The sequence below is a fragment of the Sphingomonas sp. 35-24ZXX genome (genome assembly GCF_000786215.1).
In the GTDB taxonomy this organism is placed as follows: Bacteria; Pseudomonadota; Alphaproteobacteria; order Sphingomonadales; family Sphingomonadaceae; genus Blastomonas.
In genome coordinates this window covers 291,159-308,442 of sequence record NZ_JROG01000004.1, presented here as the reverse complement: position 1 = coordinate 308,442, position 17,284 = coordinate 291,159, and the positions used below count along the sequence as shown (strand labels likewise).

The window sequence follows — 17,284 nt, the reverse complement described above, 5'->3', positions numbered from 1 at the left end:
GGTTTCAGTTCCCCGTCTTCAGCGTGATCAGGATGTTGCCGACGGCATCGACGGTGCCGGTACAATCCGCCTCGATCAGCGTGGTGGAATCCATTTCGATGACGATCGCAGGCCCGGGGATGACATCCCCAGCGAGCAGCTTGGACCGGTCGTAGATGACCGCGGGCATCATCGCCCCGTCCATCCACAGTTCGTGGTCGCGCAGCTTGGCGGCAGACGGGTCGCCATTGCCCTGGGCAAGCTTCGCGGCGGGCAGATCGAGCGCCTGCCCCATCGCGACCGCGCGCAGGTTCACGATCTCGTGCTCGCTGTCCATGTTGAAGGTGAACAGCCGGTGGTGCTCCTCGTCGAACCGTCCGGTCAGCCACTCGATGCCATGGCTGTGCAGGTCATCGCGGGTGACCGCCATCGGCACCTCGAAAGCTTGCCCCGCATAGCGGACATCGACCTCGAAGGTGATCGTGACATCGTCCTTCGCGACGCCTTCGGCGACCAGTTCGTCGCCGATCTGGGTCGCCATCTCGTCGAGAATGCCTCCCAATTCCTCCAGCGTCGTCGCGCTGGCGAGCCGCGAGAAGCTGCGCGCGGTTTCGGTGCGCATCCGCGTCGTCGCATCGCCCAGCGCGCACAAAACGCCCGGGGACACCGGCGAGACGGCGGGCCAGCTGCCCATCAGCCGCGCGACCGCATTCACGTGCAGCGGGCCTGCGCCGCCAAAGCCCATCAGCGCAAAGTCGCGCGGATCATAGCCCTGCTGCACCGAGATCATGCGCAGTGCGCCGAACATGTTTTCGTTGACGATATCGATGATGCCGCGCGCCGCAGCGTACAGGTCGATGCCCAGAGCATCGGCGATGGTCTGCACCGCCTTTTTCGCGCCCTCGCGGTCGAGCTTGAAGGTACCGCCGAGCAACGCCTCGGGCAGATAGCCCAGCACGACATTGGCGTCGGTCACGGTCGGGAGTTCGCCACCCTTGCCATAGGCCACCGGCCCCGGCACCGCGCCCGCCGATTGCGGGCCGACGCGCAGCGCGCCGGTGAGCTCGGGCACATAGGCGATCGAGCCGCCACCCGCGCCCACGGTCTTGACGTCGAGCGCCGAGGCGCGGACCGACAGATGCCCGACCTCGGTGGTGCGCACGCGGCGCGCCTCCAGATTCTCGATCAGCGCAACGTCGGTCGAGGTGCCGCCCACGTCGAGCGTCAGGATGTTCCTGATCCCGGCGTTCTTGCCGACCCAGATCGCGCCGGTGACGCCGCCGGCAGGACCCGACATCAGCAGCGAGACGGGGTGTTCCTCCGACTTTTCCGACGACATCAGCCCGCCGTCCGAGCGCAGCAGGGCCAGCTTGCCTGCCATGCCGGCATCGCGCAGACGGCTGCGCAGGTTGCGGACATAGCGGCCGACCACCGGGCGCACTGCGGCATTGGCGACCGTGGTCAGCGTGCGTTCGTATTCCTGCATCTCGGGCAGCACGATGTGGCTCAGCGAGATCGGCACATCGGGCATCACCTCGGCGGCGATCTCGGCAACGCGCTTTTCATGCGCACCGTTGAGATACGCGTTCATCAGGCTGACGGTCAGCGCCTCGACGCCCTGCGCCTTCAGCGTTTCCAGCGCGGCGCGGATATCGGCATCATCGGTGGCGTGCATTTCTTCGCCCTGCGCCGACATGCGCCCCTTGACCTCGACGGTATCTTCCAGCGCGGCAAGCGGGGTCGGCTTGGGCCAGACGATCCAGCCGGCAAGGCCGCCGGGCACAAAGCTGCGCGCGATCTGCATCACCTGGCGATAGCCTTCGGTCACGATCAGGCCGACACGCGCGCCCTTGCCTTCGAGCACCGCATTGGTGGCGACTGTCGTGCCGTGAAGAAAGATCTCGACATGGGCAGGGGTGATCCCGGCGCTGCTGCAGATTGCCTGCACGCCGACCAGGATGCCTTCCGAGCTGTCGTGCGGCGTCGAAGGCGTCTTGTGCCGCCAAAAGACGCCCGATTGCTCGTCGAACAGCAGCAGATCGGTAAACGTGCCGCCCACATCGACACCCAGTCTGTAACTCATTCCTTCACCCCTTGGCTTGCCGACGCGAAGGCCGGCACGATTGACTTGATGTGCCGCATCAGGCCGCGGCGCGCGCGACCAGAGACGGCAGTTCGCGGCCAAGAATTACGGCCATCCAGCGATTGGCGGCGATGGCGGCGTCCAGATCCATGCCGTGGTCGATGCCTGATTGCTCTGCGAGATAGATCAGCTCTTCGGTGGCGATGTTGCCGGTCGCCCTCGGGGCGAACGGGCAACCGCCAAGACCGCCGAGGCTGGCATCCAGCATGCCGACCCCCGCCTGGATCGCCGCCCAGGCATTGGCGATGCCGGTGCCGCGCGTGTTGTGAAAATGCGCGCGCAACCGAACATCGGAGGGCACGAACTCGGTCAGGCGGTTGTACAGATCGGTCACCTGCGCCGGAACGCCGACGCCGATCGTATCGGCCAGCGCGATCTCGGCAGGCCCCGCCTCGAGCACCGCCTTGGCAATATCGACGATCCGCTGCGGCGGAACATCGCCTTCGAACGGGCAGCCGAATGCGGCCGAGATGGTGACCTGCGCAATCAGCCCGTTCTCCTTGGCAAAGCGGATCATCTCGCTCGCCTCGGTGATCCCTTCGGCGACGGTCTGGCCCTGGTTCTTCTGGCCGAACGTGTCGGTGGCGACGATGACGCAGCCGATCTCGTCGACCCCGCGCTTGCCGCCGTCCTTCGTCGCCAGCGCACGCAGCACGCCGCGCTTGTTCAGCGTCAGGCCGATGTACGACACATCCTTGCGGTCGGGCAGCCCGGCGATCACGGCTTCGGCATCGGCCATTTGCGGCACGCGCTGGGGGTGAACGAAGCTGGCCACCTCCAGCCGACGGGCACCGGCGTCGATCATCCGATCGATCATCGCCAGCTTGTCGGCGGTGGACACGATGTCGGGTTCGTTCTGCAACCCGTCCCGCGGGCCAACTTCGACGATCTGGATGCTGTTCATGCCGAGGTTTGTATACATTTCAATTCTGCTCGTCCAGACCTGCAAAAAAATGCGTCAGTCGTTCGCCCGAAGCTGGTCGGTGCGCCGCTTGGCAGTGCTGCTGAACACATGGAAGGCGCGGCGGATGTGGCTGGTCATCACCGCACGAGCCCAGTGCGAATCGCGCGCGGCAAACGCGCTGATCAGCTCGCGGTGCTCGCGCGCCGACTGCACCAGTTCATCGGTGCGATACTGCGCCGCCGTGCGGCGGACGACGGGCTGCTCGACCAGCATCGGCAGCATCGCACTCAATCGGGGCGATCTGGCGGCATCGAGCACGATATCGTGAAACCGTCGGTTTTGGGCCAGAAATTCCACCACATCGGGGGGATTGGAATGGACCGCCGCGTCGAGACTGTCCGATATCCGGCCCAGTTCCTCGATCTGCCGGCTGGAGATGTTGCGCGCTGCGCGGCTGGCCGCATGGCCTTCCAGCATGCCGCGCAGAACGAACATCTCGTCGATGTCGTCGGCGGACCAGTCCGCGACAAACAGCCGCTTGGAATCGCTGCGCACGATCAGCAGTTCGTTCTCCAGGCGGCGCACCGCCTCGCGGACAGGTGTGCGCGAAACGCCCGAAATCCGCGCCAGCTGCTCCTCGGTCAGTTGCTCGCCCGGCTCCGCCCGGCCCGACAGCACAAACTGGCGGATCTTGTCATAGGCAATGTCCGATGCACGCGGTGATGCGGCTTTTTCCATTGTTTTCAATCCCATCCCAAAGCCCCGCCGTGTGTGGCGCCCCTTGCCCGGCAGGTCATCAACCCGGTTGATCGCGTCCCAACCAAATTTCGCTATTGACGATAGACATTTGTATACAATACCGTCAAGCCATGGATCGAACGCAGAGGCGATCCGGGTTGGGGGTTCGCATGACAGATGATCGCCGTATCAAGGTTATAGTCCCCATCCCCATGGACGACGCCGGTGTCGCCGCCCGCGCCGCGCAGCTTCCCGACGACTTCGTCCGTCCCGGTTTCAAGCCCGAATTCGTCGCCGTCCCCTGGGGCGCAGCGCTGGGCGACAGCTATCACGACATGCTGCTGATGGACTGGACGGTGTTCCAGACCGGTGTCACCGCCGAGGCGGAGGGCTATGCCGGCGTCCTCATCGACACCGTCAGCGATTCGGGGCTGCGCGCGCTGCGATCGCGCCTGTCGATCCCGGTGATCGGTCCGGGCGAGGCAGCCTTTGCTGCCGCGATGATGCTGGGCAAGAAATTCACCGTGCTCACGATGTGGCCCGAATGGTTCCCGCTCTACCAGAAGACGCTGACCGAATACGGCTTCTGGGACCGTGTCGCCTCGCTGCGGTCGATCAACACCCGGCCCGATGTCACCGAACTGCTCGCGGGCAAGGAAGAGGTGATCTTCGACAAGCTGAAAGCCGAAGCCACCCGCGCGATGGAAGAGGATGGCGCGGACGTGATCGTGCTGGGCTCGACCACGATGCACCAGTCGGCAGCGTTCCTCGCGGCGAACCTGCCGATCCCGGTGATCAACCCGGGCCAGATCGCGTGGAAATTCCTTGAAGGCCTGATCGAATGCGGGCTGACGCATAGCAAAAAGGCGTTTCCGATGCCGGAAGTGCCCAAGGATGAAGACATAAGAAAGGGTTGGTTCTGATGACAGACTGGTCACCGGGCGGCGCGGGCCAGGCGCCACTGCCGTATCCGTTCTATATCGACATCGTCACCAAGCGCTATTTCGACGGGGTCGACAACAAGAACATGGATCAGGTGCTCAATTGCTTTGCACCTGACGCGACGCTGACCGAGGTGACATCGAACACCGTGCACCAGGGCCGCGAGGCCATCCGCGCCATGTTCGTCAAGCTGTTCGCCGATTTCGAGCAGATCTGGCACGGCAATTTCGTCCATGTCGCCGATCCCGCATCGAACGCGGTCTGCTCGCAGTTCACGGTGCTGATCACGCCCAACGGCGGCGAGCAGCTGCGCTATGAAAACTGCAATCGCTTCTATCTCAAGGACCGCCTGTTCCAGCAGGTGTATGTCTACATGAGCGGCGACAATCTGCTGAAAGAAGGGGACGCCTGATGCAATATGCACCCACGCTCAGCCGCGATGCGCTGATCACCTTCGCCACGCAGAGCTATTTCGCCAGCGTGGACGCCAAGGACATGGCAGCCACGCTCGCCTGCTTCCACGACGAAGCGCTGTTCACGGTCCAGACCAGCTTCACCACCCATGCCGGGAAGGCCGAAATCGAGCGGATGTTCACCGATTTCTTCGGTGCCTATGACACCATCGTCCACCGCGATTTCACCTGCACGGTCGACGAGACCAATGGGCGGATCGCCGCCAGCTTCATCGCCGAACTGACCGCTGCGGATGGCAGCGTGACGACACTGACCAACACCAATTTCTGGCGGCTGCGCGACGGCAAGTTCCAGGAAGTTCATGTCTATATGAGCGGAGCCAACGTGCTGGTCTGAAGACCGGCATCAGAACGACCGCCAAAAAAAAGCACAACACATGGTTCGGGGGAACCAGCGTATTTCAGGGAGTTCACACCATGCGCCTACCCAGTTTGTTTGCCGCAGCGTCTGCCACCGTTCTTGCCGGTGCGCTGGCGACGCCCGCATTTGCCCAGCAGGCCGATCAGGCCGAGGCTGACGATAACGTCATCATCGTCACCGCCCGCCGCCAGAACGAGGCACTGGCCGATGTTCCGGCCTCGATCACCGTGTTCACCGCCGATTCGATCCAGAAGACCGGGGTCGAAACCGCCGACCAGTTCGTCCAGCTGACCCCTGGCGTGACCATCGTCACGGGCACCGCCGAAGCCGGTGACACGCAGATCAACATCCGCGGCATCAACGGTGCGCGCGACGCGGAAAGCTCGGTCGCTCTGGTTGTCGACGGCATTCTCAAGACCAACACCGCGCAGCTCAACCAGAACCAGGGCACGCTACGCCAGATCGAAATCCTGAAAGGTCCGCAGGGCGCGCTCTACGGCCGCAACGCCGCCGCCGGTGCGATCGTCATCCAGACACTGAAGCCCGGCGACACGCTGGAGGCCGGTATCGAGCTGAGCGCTGCGCAGCAGCAGACCTATCGCGGCAACGCCTTCATCTCGGTGCCGCTGGGCGAGAACGCCGGGTTCGTGCTGTCGGGATCCTATTTCAAGACCGACGGCTTTTATCGCAACCGGTTCCTGAACAATTCCAAGACCATCGATGACCAGGAAATCTGGTCGGTCGACGGGCGCTTCGTCGCGCAGCTGGGCGACCGCACCGAGATCGATGCCAAGGCGCGCTATTCGGACCTGACCGGCGCATCGATCAACTTCAACGCCGCCTTCCACCTGCCCAATTTCGCTGGGGCCAACCCGGCGTTTTTCGAGGATGTGAACCGGCATCCGTTCAGCTTCTACAACAACATCCGCCCGACCAACGACCAGACGACCTTCGATGCCTCGATCAAGCTGGAGCACGAGTTCGACTTTGCCAAGCTGACGCTGTGGGGCCTCTACAGCGATGTCGACCAGTCGCTGACCGCAGACGGCACCTCGGCCGACTTTGCCCGCTTCACCTTCCCGGGCACCACGCCGGCATCGGTCGCGGCGTCCAACGCCTGCTTCCGCAGCACCGCGCAGCTCACCGGCTTCCCGGTCAACCAGCCGGGCTTCATCGGTGCCACACCGGTCCCCTTCATCTTCGCGCCGGCGACCGGATCGACCTTCGGCCCGTACAGCCCGACGACCTGCGACGGCACGCAGTATCAGATCCGCCAACAGGAAGACTTCAGCGGCGAAGTGCGGCTGTCCTCGACCGGTGATGGTCCGTTCAACTGGCAGCTGGGCGCCTATTATCTCAACATCAGCCGCGATGTCGGCGTCAGCCTCGGCGCGGATCTGGGCCAGGGCATCATCCGGTCGCTCTACAATGCGCCGAACACCAGCAACCCGACCACCCAGCTGTATTTCGACCGGTTCAGCACCGATGTGTACGCCGCCTTCGGTTCGGCCGACTATAACTTCAACGATGTGGTCAACATCGGCCTCGCGCTGCGCTATGACATCGAGGACCGCAGCGTTTCGAATCGCGTGCCCCTGGTCACCGATCCGTTCACCGGCGGCCCGATCAACCCCGGCCAGGTGCGCGGCGCGATTGCCGACAAGTCGGAAAGCTACAAGCAGATCCAGCCCAAGCTGACCTTCCGCTGGGCGCTGTCCGATGCGATCAACCTGTACGCGAACTGGGGCATCGGCTTCAAGGCGGGCGGCTTCAACAACTCGGGTTCGGCAGCCGTCATCAATCAGAATTTCAACCAGTTCATCGGATCGCAGGTCACGATCAACGACAACTATCGCAAGGAAACATCGAGCGCGTTCGAAGGCGGCATCAAGGGATCGATCCTCGATGGCAAGGTCACCTTCGATCTGGCGGGCTATTATACCGATGTCGATGACATGCAGTTCTTCGAATTCTTCGTCGGCGGCTTCGGTCTGCTGCGCGTGGTGTCGAACATCGACGAGGTCCAGCTCTATGGCGCGGAGCTCAACCTCAATGCGGAAGTGACCCCCGGCTGGACGATCTTCGGCGCGTTCAACGTCACCGAAAGCGAGATCAAGGCCAATGCGTCGCGTCCGCAGACGGTGGGCAACAAGTCGCCTTCGACTGCGGACTACACGATCAACCTGGGCACGCAGATCGTCGCCCCGATTGCCAAAAGCTTCGATCTGGTGGCGCGCGCCGATTACCGCATCACCGGCCCGACCTGGTTCCACACGTTGCAGAACAACTCGGTTCCGACCATCTTCAGCGGCCTGCTGCCCGGATCGGCGCTGGCCCTGCCCGCCTTTGTCGGCGATGCCGATTATGGCGTGACACGGCGTGACGCATTCGGCGTGCTGGATGTCCGCGCAGGTCTGGAGGGCGAACAGTGGCGCGTGACCGTGTTCGCCGACAACGTGCTCAAGCGGCGCTATCTCAACGAAGTGATCACCGCGGCGGAGTTCGGCGGATCGTTCATCTCGCCCGGCGGCCTGCGCCGCATCGGCGTGGAGGTCGGCTACAAGTTCTGACCAGCCCAGCTGTCACCGCCCGCGCTTCGGTGCGGGCGGTGACGGTGCTGTCGCTCGCTTCAGGCCTTGGTATAGATCCACGCCGCCCACAGCCATCCGCCGATCAGCAGCGTGCCGCCGATCGGCGTGACCGCACCCAGCCAGCGCGGGGCACCCAGCGCCATCGCATAAAGCGTCAGCGCAAAGATCGCCGACCCCGTCAGCAGCAGCAGCGCCGGCCCGCGTGCCACGCCCATGATCGCGATCGCCGCTACCGCATGCACCAGCTGATACAGGCCGCCGGTGCGCAGCCATTCGGCCTGCTGTTCGCCGGCCGCCGCGTGCGCGCCAAAGGCGCCCGCTGCCACCGCCAGCGCGGCCGAAAGGGCTGCCAGAATTCCGATCATCATCGCGCGCTTCCCTTGTGGTTCATGGTTCAGGCCGGTCCCAGCAATGCGGTGAACCGCGCGGCTTCGGCCTGCCAGGCCAGCCCGCTGCCATCCAGCCAGGCATCGTCATAATAAGTCGTGCCATAGCGATCGCCGCCATCGCAGAGCAGGGTGACGATGCTGCCGCTCGCCCCCGCCGTCGCCATCTCCTCGATCAAGCCAGCGCATGCGACCAGATTGGTCCCGGTCGACCCGCCGACCCGCCGCCCGAGCCGGTCGGACAGCGCGCGCATCGCACCGATGCTGGCTGCGTCCTCCACCGCGATCATCCGGTCGATGACGCCGGGAACGAAGCTGGGCTCGACGCGCGGGCGGCCGATGCCCTCGATCCGGCTGGCGCAGCCTTCGGGCAACACCGTGGCCGATCGGTCTTGGTAATGGCGGTGAAACACCGAATGCACCGGGTCCGCGACGCACAGCCGGGTGGCGTAGCGCTGATAGCGCAGATAGCGGCCGATCGTGGCAGAGGTGCCGCCGGTGCCCGCGCCGCAGACGATCCAGTCGGGCACGGGATGCTCTTCCTCGGCCATCTGCGCGAAGATGCTTTCGGCAATGTTGTTGTTGCCGCGCCAGTCGGTCGCGCGCTCGGCATAGGTGAACTGGTCGAGATAATGCCCGCCGGTTTCCGCTGCCAATCGGTGTGCGACATCGTAGACGGTGCGCGGATCGTCGACCATGTGGATCTCGCCACCCTGAAAGCGGATCGCATCGAGCTTGGGCGCCGCCGTGGTCGCAGGCACGACCGCGATGAAACGCAGCCCCAGCATCCGCGCGAAATAGGCTTCGCTGACTGCGGTCGACCCCGACGATGCCTCGATCACGCAGCTGTCCGGGCCGATCCATTCGTTGCACAAGGCATAGAGGAACAGCGAGCGCGCCAGCCGGTGCTTCAGGCTGCCGGTGGGGTGCGAGCTTTCGTCCTTCAGATACAGGGTGATTCCGGCATACCGCGGCAGATCGAGCCGGATCAGATGCGTATCGGCCGAGCGGTTGTAATCCGCCTCGATCCGTCGCACCGCCTCATTAAGCCAGCCGCGCGGGCACAGATCGCTCATTCAGCCACATCCTGCAGCCCGTGGCGCACCAGCATCGCCTGGGGGTCGGGATCGCGGCCGCGGAACGCCCGGAAGCTCTCGGCTGCGGGCCGGGTCGCGCCGCGCGACAGCACTTCCGCGCGGAACCGGTCTCCGGTCGCCCGGTCGAGCAGCCCGGCTTCGACAAAGGCCATGAAGCCGTCCGCCGCAAGCAGTTCGGCCCACAGATAGCTGTAATAGCCCGATGCATAGCCGCCGGCGAAGATGTGGCTGAAGGCATGCGGGAAGCGATGCCATTCGGGCGGGCGGATCACCGCCACCTCGTCGCGCACCGCCTCGATCACCTCTACAGGATCGCTGCCCATCGTGCCGAGGTGCAGCAGCATGTCGAACAGGGCAAATTCGATCTGGCGGATCAGGAACAATCCGGCCTGGAAATGCCGCGCCTTGACCAGGCGGTCGAACAGCGCATCGGGCAACGGCTCGCCGGTCTTGTAATGGCCCGACATCGCGGTCAGCACCTGCCGGTCCCAGGCGAAATCCTCCATCAGCTGGCTGGGCAGCTCGACCGCATCCCATTCGAACCCGCTGACCCCGGCGATGCTGGGCCGGTTCACCTCGGTGAGCAGCAGATGCAGGCAATGGCCGGTCTCGTGCAGCAAGGTGCCGACATCGTTGTGGCTCAGCAGCGAAGGCGTATCGGCCCCGGCGGGCGAGAAATTGCACACCATATAGGCGACGGGCAGCTGCACATGATCGGCATCGTTGCGACGCGGGCGCGCCTCTCCCATCCATGCGCCACCGCGCTTGCCGGGCCGCGCAAACAGATCGAGATACAGGCCGGCAATCGCCTCCCCTGCCTCATCGACGACATCGTAGAAGCGCGCATCGGCATGGTAGAGCGAGGCATCGGAGCGCTGGACCAGGCGGATGCCGAACAGCCGCTCGAGCAGCATCTGCCAGCCCTGCATCACCTTCTCGACCGGGAAATAGCCGCGCACCTCGGCCTCATCGACCGCATAGAGCGCCTGGCGCAGCCGGTTGGAGGCAAAACCAACATCCCAGGGCTGCAGATCATCGATCCCCAGCTGGTCGGCAGCAAAGGCGCGCAGTTCGTCGAGGTCGCGTTGCGCGGCAGGGCGCGCCCTGCCTGCCAGATCGCGCAGGAAGCTCAGTACCGCACCGCCATCCGATGCCATCTTGGTAGCCAGCGACCATGCGACCGGATCGGCAAAGCCGAGCAGCTGGGCTGCCTCGCGCCGCAGTTCCAGGATGCGCGCGATGCGCTGTGAATTGTCGAATGCGCCCGCATTCGGTCCCTGATCGGAGGCACGGGTGCCGAAGGCACGGTAGACGCGCGCGCGCAGATCCCGGTTCTCGGCAAAAGTCAGGATGGCGTTGACGCTGGGCTGCTGGAGCGTCACCCGCCAGCCAGTCAGGCCCTTGGCAGTGGCAGCAGCAGCAAACATGGCCTTGTCGGTATCGGAGACACCAGCCAGGTCCGCCTCGTCGGTGATCAGCTCGTCCCAGGCATCAGTGGCATCGAGCACTGCGCTACCGAAGGCATTGGAGAGACCGGCCATCTCGACCGATACCGCCTTGAACCGCTCGCGCGCTGCTTCTTCCAGCGCGACGCCCGACAGGCGAAAATCGCGCAGCGCATGCTCGACCGCGACCCGGTCCGCCTGCGGCAGCGCGGCAAACTCGTCGGTTTTCGACAGCGCTTCGAACAGCTCGAACAGGTCGCGGTTCTGCGCGACCATGATGCCGTTGGTGACCAGCCGCTCCTCGCCCTGCTGATATGCCGTCCGCAACTCGGGCGAATCGGCAACCGCATGCAGGTGCGAGACCGCCGCCCAGATCGCGCCCAGTTCGGCTTCGGCACGCTCGAACGGCAGCCAGGCTTCGGCGAAACCTGTCGGCTTGTCGCGCACCAGCGCAGCCACGGTGGCCGCATGGCGCGCGAGTGCCTCGTCGAGCGCGGGCGCGACATGCGCGGCGGTGATTTCGGCAAAGCGCGGCAGTCCGCGCGTATCGGCGAGGGGATTGGCTGTTTCGGTCATCCCTGCCCTTTAGCCCAAAATGGCGCAGGGTCAGGCAAAAAACTGCGGATCGTTCAGCTGCGGCCCTGCAGATCGCGCAGCATCGCGGCGGCCTGGGTCCGCTCCGGGAACGCCCCGAGCGACAACGAGGCGCGCAGCGCGCCGACGGCGCGCGATGTCTTGCCCGCCGCTGCATAGGCCTGAGCCAGATGATAGCGCAGCCACGGATTGCGCGGCTGCAGCGTCTGCGCCTTTTCCAGCATCTCGACCGCCAGCATCGGCGTATCGGGCTGCGCGGTCAGCGCCATGCCGCGCACATGGCTGGCCAGCGGGCTGGCGGGCTGGACGCGATAGGCCAGCCGCGAATCATGCACCGCCGTGGCGACATCCCCGGCGCGCAGCCGTGCCAGTGCCAGATCGGTCAGCAGCGTCGGCTGGTTGCTGCCCAGCTGCGCGTGCAGCGCGGTCAGCGCCGCAACCGCGCCCGGCCAGTTGCCCCGGTCGATCTGGGCATTGGCGAGCAGCCTGAGGCCGCCGGTATGCGCGGGGCTGAAATCGACGAAACTCTGCAGCAGCGCATCGGCCTGATCGGCGCGGCCGGCTTCCCGCAGCGCGAGCGACAGGCGGCGCACGACGGGCTCTGCCAGCCGAATGCGCGCCGCGCGTTCGTAGAGCGGCAGTGCGCCTGCAGCATTGCCCGACGCGAAATAGACATCGCCCAGCAGCATCTGCGCATCGGGCACGCCGGGGTTGGCCTCGGCCAGCGGCTTGGCGTATTCGGCGGCGAGCGCGAAATCGCCGCGCGCCACCAGCATGCGGACATAGGGGATCACCGCCCGGGCGTCGCGCGGCGCGGCACGTGCGGCATCGGCGAGCAACCAGGGTTCATCGACCTCGTCCAGCCGCTGCAGCGGTGCGGTATCGGGAACAGCGGCCCGCGCGAGATATTCGAGCGCCGCATTGCCATCCCCCACCGCTTCGAGCGAACGCGCAACGAGCGTCAGGATATAGGCGCTTGCCCCTGCCCGGTTGGCAACGGGACGGAAGCGTTCGAGCAGCGCCGCGTGCTCGCCCTCGGCATAGAGCGCACGGGCCAGCAGCTCGGCGGCGCGGCGGTTGTGCGGTTGGGCATCGGCGAGCCGCTCGAACCGGTCGATCGCCTGGCGATAGTTGCCCAGCTGGAATTCGACCACGCCTTCGACCTGCATCGCGGCGGGCACCCGTTCGAGCGCGCCGCCGGTCTTCTGGATCAGGGTCCGCGCCAGATTGTACCGCCCGGCGCGCGCTGCCAGTACCGCCTGGAGGAAATAGCCGCGCGGATTGTCCGGCTGCAGCGCCACGATCTGGCGGGCGGCGGCGAGCATTGCGCGCATCCGGCCCATGTCGCCCAGGGTCGCGGCATATTCGCCCAGCACGCTGACATCATTGGGGTCGATGGTGAGCGCGCGCTCGAACCAAGGCAGGGCGGCGGCAAGCCCGGTCTGGCTGCGGGTCAGCTCGCCGCGCAATTGCAGCGCCCGCACATTCGACGGGTTGAGTTCCACCGCATGATCGGCGGCCTCCATGCCGCCTGCCTGGTCGCCCGAGGCGATGCGGAAGCGCGCGATATCGGTCCACAGCAGGCTGTCATCGGGGGTGAATTGCAGAGCGCGGTCGAAGGCGGCGCGGGCTGCATCCATCGCGCCCAACGCCAGCTGCGCCCGCCCCAATGTCCGCGCGGCATAGCCGGCATCGCCCGCAGGAACCGCGCCTTCGCCCAGCCAGGTCAGCGCGGCATCGGCCCTGCCCTGCAGCAACAGCGCCTCGGCCATCGGCGCCCGCACCAAAGTCCGGTCCGCGCCGAGTTCCAGCGCGCGGCTGAGCTCGGCCTCTGCGCCGGCCGCATCGAACAGCGACAGGAACACCCGCGCCTGCGCAATCCGCGCGGCGGGCAGGCCGGGCGCCGCCTTGATCGCGTTCATCAGTTCAATCCGCGCTGCCCGGTTGTCGCCGCGCGCGCGGTGTTCCTCGGCGCGGGCTATCGCCGCGCGTGCCGCACCGGTGTCTTCTGCGTGCAGACGGCTTGCCGGGCCGCCCAGCAGCAAGGCACCGGCGACCAGCGCCAGCATCAACCGCCGAGCAAGACCCGGGTTATCGTCAGCTCTGGATGTCATATTGCCTGAGCAGATCGTACAATGTCGGGCGGCTGATGCCCAGCAGCTTGGCGGCGCCCGAGATATTGCCCTCGGTCCGCGCCAGCGCATGGCGGATCGCCTTGCGATCGGCCAGCTCGCGCACCGCCTTCAGGTTCAGGAACTCGGGCGTCTCGGGCTCGGCCCGTTCCAGGTCGAGGTCCTCGGCCCGCACCAGCCGACTTTCGGACATGATGACCGCGCGCTTCACCCGGTTTTCGAGCTCGCGCACATTGCCCGGCCAGTGCCAGGCGTCGAGCATCTTGAGCGCATCGGGGGCAAAGCCCTTGACCACCGGGTTCATCTCGGCGGCGTGACGGGCGAGGAAATGCTTGGCCAGCAGCACCGCATCGCCTGGCCGTTCGGCGAGCGACGGGATGGTCACGACGATCTCTGCCAGCCGATAGAACAGATCCTCGCGGAACCGTTCCTCGGCGATCATCTTCTCCAGATTCTGGTGGGTGGCGCACACCACCCGCGTATCGACCGCGATCGGGTTGCGGCCGCCGACGCGTTCGATCACGCGTTCCTGCAGGAAGCGCAGCAGCTTGACCTGCAGCGGCAGCGGAATATCGCCGACCTCATCGAGGAACAGCGTTCCCCCCTCGGCCTGCTCGATCTTGCCGATGGTGGTCTTGATCGCGCCGGTGAACGCGCCCTTCTCGTGCCCGAACAGTTCGGATTCGAGCAGGTTTTCGGGGATCGCTGCACAGTTGATCGCGACGAACGCGCCGCTGCGGCGGTTGCTCTTTTCGTGCAGTCCGCGCGCGAACAGCTCCTTGCCGGTGCCGCTGGCGCCCAGCAGCATCACCGAGACATTGGTGTTGGCCACCCGCTCGATCATCCGCGCGGCCTTCACCATCTGCGCATCGGCGGTGATCATGCCGCCCAGCACAGTGTGATCCTCGCCCGATTTCTGGCTGAGCCGGGCGTTTTCGCGCTCGATCTGCTGGACGTTGAGCGCGCGGCGGACGATCAGCGCCAGGTCATCGATCTCGACCGGCTTGCGATAGAAATCATAGGCCCCCAGCGCGATCGCATCGCGTGCGCTTTGCCGCTCGCCATGGCCCGAGGCGATGATCACTTTCGTATCGGGCTTCAGCCGCAGGATTTCGGACAATGTGGCAAAGCCTTCGCTCACCCCGTCGGGGTCGGGCGGCAGGCCGAGATCGAGCGTGACGACATCGGGTTCCTCATAGCGCAGCAGATCGATCGCGCTGGCGCGGTCTCCGGCGCACAGCACCTCGAAATCGTCGAACGCCCATTTGAGCTGCCGCTGCAGACCGGCGTCGTCCTCCACCACCAGCAGCCGGGGCAGCCTGGTCGGACCCTTGCCGCTGCCGTTCAGCGCGGGATGCGGGGTGAGGTCATTCATCGATCAGGATACCTTTGCGGTCAGTTGCAGCGATGGCGCACCCGGGTCGTCGGCATCGATCCGGGTGGCGAGCGGGAGATGGATGGTAAAGCGGCTGCCTTCGCCTTCGCGGCTTTCGACCTCGATGCGGCCGTGCATCGCCTCGACCAGCAGCCGCGCCTCATAGGCGCCGATGCCGAAGCCGTCGGCCTTGCTCGAAATGAAGGGCTTGAACAATTTGGCGCGGACGAACTCGGCCGACATGCCCGAACCATGATCGACGATCTCGATGACGCCGTTGAGGCCATCGCGCGCCATGCTGACATAAACGGGGGTATCGGCGCGGCTGGCGTCGATCGCGTTCTGGATCAGATGGCTGAGAACCTGCTCGAGCTGCACCGGATCGGCCATCAGCATCAGCCTTTGGGTGGAACTGACGATGACCGAGTGGCGCCGTGCCTTGTCGGTCACGACGCTGCGGACCACGCGTTCGGCATCGAAGGCGCGCAAGCCTTCGCCGGTGGCCCGCGCATAGCCGGTCAACCGCCGGATCAGCGTGTTCATCTTGCCCACCGAATTCTGCAGCGTCGCAATCATGTCCGCGCGAAATTCAGGATTGTCGGCGTGGCGTTCGGCATTGCGCGCGACCAGGCTGAGCTGGCTGACGAGGTTCTTGATGTCGTGCATGACGAAGGCCATGCGGCGATTGAACTCGTCGAACTGGTCTGCTTCGCGCAGCGCCTCCTGGCTCCGAGCCTCGGCGAGATAGCTCGCCAGCTGCCGCCCGACGAGGCGCAAAAGGTCCAGATCCTCCCAGTCGAGCCGGCGTTCGACCAATGGCCGCGAGAGCACCACAAGACCTGCCAGGCGATCGAAATGAACCAGCGGAACGATGGCCCAGGCATTGCTTTCGGCCAGCACCCAGTCCGGGATGGCGCGAACATCTGTCAGCTTGTCATGGCCGGCGCGGAGCGCATCGAGCTCGACAATGCGGCCCGTTGCCTGGAAATAGCCGATCGTGCCTGCAGTGCAGGCCTGGGCGGGAACATCGGCGGTGGGCCAGTTGAACCGCGCCTGCAATTGCAGCCGTCCGTTGTCGCCGGGCGCGAGCAGCAGCCCGGCGGGGCTGTCGCTGATATCCGCCGCTGCCTTGATCACGCGCTCGTGGAACGGCGCGGTGCCATCCCCGGGGCGGCCGATGGTTTCGGTAAAGCGGATCCATTCGGCGCGATAGTCATAGCGGTGCTGGAAGAAATGCTTGGTCGCCTTGACCTTGAACCAGGCGCGGAAGCGATCCGATGGCAGCAGGATCAGCGCCGCCAGCGACATGCCCAGCACCAGCAAAACCTGCGCGCCCGACGCCACCGTGCCACCGACCGCGCGCAACAGCTGCGCCACCGCAATCATCGTCACCAGATAGCCCAGGATCGCAAACAGCGAGAGCGAGCGATAGGCGATCTTGCGCGACAGGGTCAGCTTCCAACCGCCGGGCCGGTTGGCGGCGAGCGCGAAGAACGGCACCGCAAAGATCATCAGCACGCCGCGCAGCGCCAGCATGTCGTTGCTCAGGCCGCCATTGAGGTAGCCGGTGGCATAGAGGTTGAGGTCGTACAGCCACATCGCGGCCAGCGCGGTCAGCGGCACGCGCAGGCTGGCGCGGGTTTCGGCATCGGCCACGCTGTAGAGATTGTTCGCCAGCACCAGAGCGCCGACCACGAATATCATCCGCAGCAGCATGGCGGTGTCGAACGCCAGGGCCGCCAGATTGGCGGGCAGCGTCGCCCCCGCCATCCAGTGCTCGACGACCGGCTGGCCCGCCAGCACCAGCATCAGCGCCAGATACACCGCCGTGACGGTGCGCGGCTGGGCCCGGGCGGAGCGGACCATCTGGAACAGGAACGCCAGCCAGGCGAGGTTGCGCAGCGATTCGCCGAGCCCGGAAACCGGATGCGAAGGCCCCATGCTGGCGGCAGCAAACGCCCACAGGCTGGTGGCCAGCAAGGCCAGCAGCAGCGCCGCATCGCCCAACGAAGGGCGGGTGCCACGCAGGCTTGCCCAGCGCCGCACCAGCCAGGCAGCCACCAGCAGTGTGAGCGCCGCCGCGCCGGAATGTGCCCAGAGGCTTATATCGGCCCAGTTGGCCAT

Annotated in this window: 13 protein-coding genes; 4 read left to right on the top strand and 9 right to left on the bottom strand. The window is 65.6% G+C overall.

The window, feature by feature from the left end; translation table 11 throughout:
- Nucleotides 1-4: 4 nt before the first annotated feature.
- From LI72_RS09615 to LI72_RS09605, 3 genes are read right to left on the bottom strand one after another with little or no spacing between them, the layout of a single operon-like run.
- A complete protein-coding gene (locus LI72_RS09615) occupies nucleotides 5-2,062 on the bottom strand; it encodes a hydantoinase/oxoprolinase family protein (protein ID WP_033925672.1) in 2,058 nt (685 codons plus the stop codon).
- Between the two features lie 58 nt (nucleotides 2,063-2,120).
- Complete coding sequence (locus tag LI72_RS09610; protein ID WP_081984931.1) at nucleotides 2,121-3,026, bottom strand: hydroxymethylglutaryl-CoA lyase; 906 nt, start codon at nucleotides 3,024-3,026, stop codon at nucleotides 2,121-2,123.
- Nucleotides 3,027-3,080: 54 nt separating this feature from the next.
- Nucleotides 3,081-3,764, bottom strand: coding sequence for a GntR family transcriptional regulator (locus tag LI72_RS09605; protein ID WP_033925670.1), 684 nt, complete (start codon nucleotides 3,762-3,764; stop codon nucleotides 3,081-3,083).
- Nucleotides 3,765-3,976: 212 nt separating this feature from the next.
- Here LI72_RS09605 and LI72_RS09600 point away from each other — a divergent pair, with 212 nt between their 5' ends.
- The 4 genes from LI72_RS09600 to LI72_RS09585 all read left to right on the top strand — a co-directional run bounded on the left by LI72_RS09600 (nucleotide 3,977) and on the right by LI72_RS09585 (nucleotide 8,110).
- Nucleotides 3,977-4,687, top strand: a complete 711-nt coding sequence (locus tag LI72_RS09600; RefSeq protein WP_231562420.1) for an aspartate/glutamate racemase family protein — start codon at nucleotides 3,977-3,979, stop codon at nucleotides 4,685-4,687.
- Nucleotides 4,687-5,118 (top strand): nuclear transport factor 2 family protein, encoded by a 432-nt coding sequence (locus LI72_RS09595; protein ID WP_033925668.1) that lies wholly within the window; start codon nucleotides 4,687-4,689, stop codon nucleotides 5,116-5,118. Before LI72_RS09600 ends, LI72_RS09595 begins: the two co-directional genes overlap by 1 nt.
- On the top strand, nucleotides 5,118-5,516 hold the full coding sequence (locus LI72_RS09590; protein ID WP_033925667.1) for a nuclear transport factor 2 family protein: 399 nt from the start codon (nucleotides 5,118-5,120) through the stop codon (nucleotides 5,514-5,516). The genes LI72_RS09595 and LI72_RS09590 overlap by 1 nt, the downstream gene beginning before the upstream one ends.
- Before the next feature lie 80 nt (nucleotides 5,517-5,596).
- Nucleotides 5,597-8,110 (top strand): TonB-dependent receptor, encoded by a 2,514-nt coding sequence (locus LI72_RS09585; RefSeq protein ID WP_033925666.1) that lies wholly within the window; start codon nucleotides 5,597-5,599, stop codon nucleotides 8,108-8,110.
- Nucleotides 8,111-8,169: 59 nt separating this feature from the next.
- Here the strand turns inward: LI72_RS09585 and LI72_RS09580 are convergent, their stop codons facing one another.
- The 6 genes from LI72_RS09580 to prsK are packed head-to-tail and all read right to left on the bottom strand — an operon-like array spanning nucleotide 8,170 to nucleotide 17,284.
- Entirely contained in the window at nucleotides 8,170-8,496 is a 327-nt protein-coding gene (locus LI72_RS09580; RefSeq protein ID WP_033926245.1) for a DUF423 domain-containing protein, read from the bottom strand.
- Between the two features lie 29 nt (nucleotides 8,497-8,525).
- Nucleotides 8,526-9,593, bottom strand: coding sequence for a PLP-dependent cysteine synthase family protein (locus LI72_RS09575; protein WP_033925665.1), 1,068 nt, complete (start codon nucleotides 9,591-9,593; stop codon nucleotides 8,526-8,528).
- Nucleotides 9,590-11,635: a M3 family metallopeptidase gene (locus LI72_RS09570; RefSeq protein ID WP_033925664.1), complete on the bottom strand. Its 2,046-nt coding sequence runs from the start codon at nucleotides 11,633-11,635 to the stop codon at nucleotides 9,590-9,592. The genes LI72_RS09575 and LI72_RS09570 overlap by 4 nt, the downstream gene beginning before the upstream one ends.
- A 53-nt stretch (nucleotides 11,636-11,688) precedes the next feature.
- Entirely contained in the window at nucleotides 11,689-13,767 is a 2,079-nt protein-coding gene (locus LI72_RS20025; RefSeq protein ID WP_197051866.1) for a tetratricopeptide repeat protein, read from the bottom strand.
- A complete protein-coding gene (prsR, locus tag LI72_RS09560) occupies nucleotides 13,751-15,160 on the bottom strand; it encodes a PEP-CTERM-box response regulator transcription factor (RefSeq protein ID WP_052129697.1) in 1,410 nt (469 codons plus the stop codon). The genes LI72_RS20025 and prsR overlap by 17 nt, the downstream gene beginning before the upstream one ends.
- 3 nt (nucleotides 15,161-15,163) lie before the next feature.
- Nucleotides 15,164-17,284 carry an XrtA/PEP-CTERM system histidine kinase PrsK gene (gene prsK / locus LI72_RS09555; protein ID WP_081984927.1) on the bottom strand — a complete coding sequence of 707 codons (2,121 nt, stop codon included), beginning with the start codon at nucleotides 17,282-17,284 and terminating at the stop codon, nucleotides 15,164-15,166.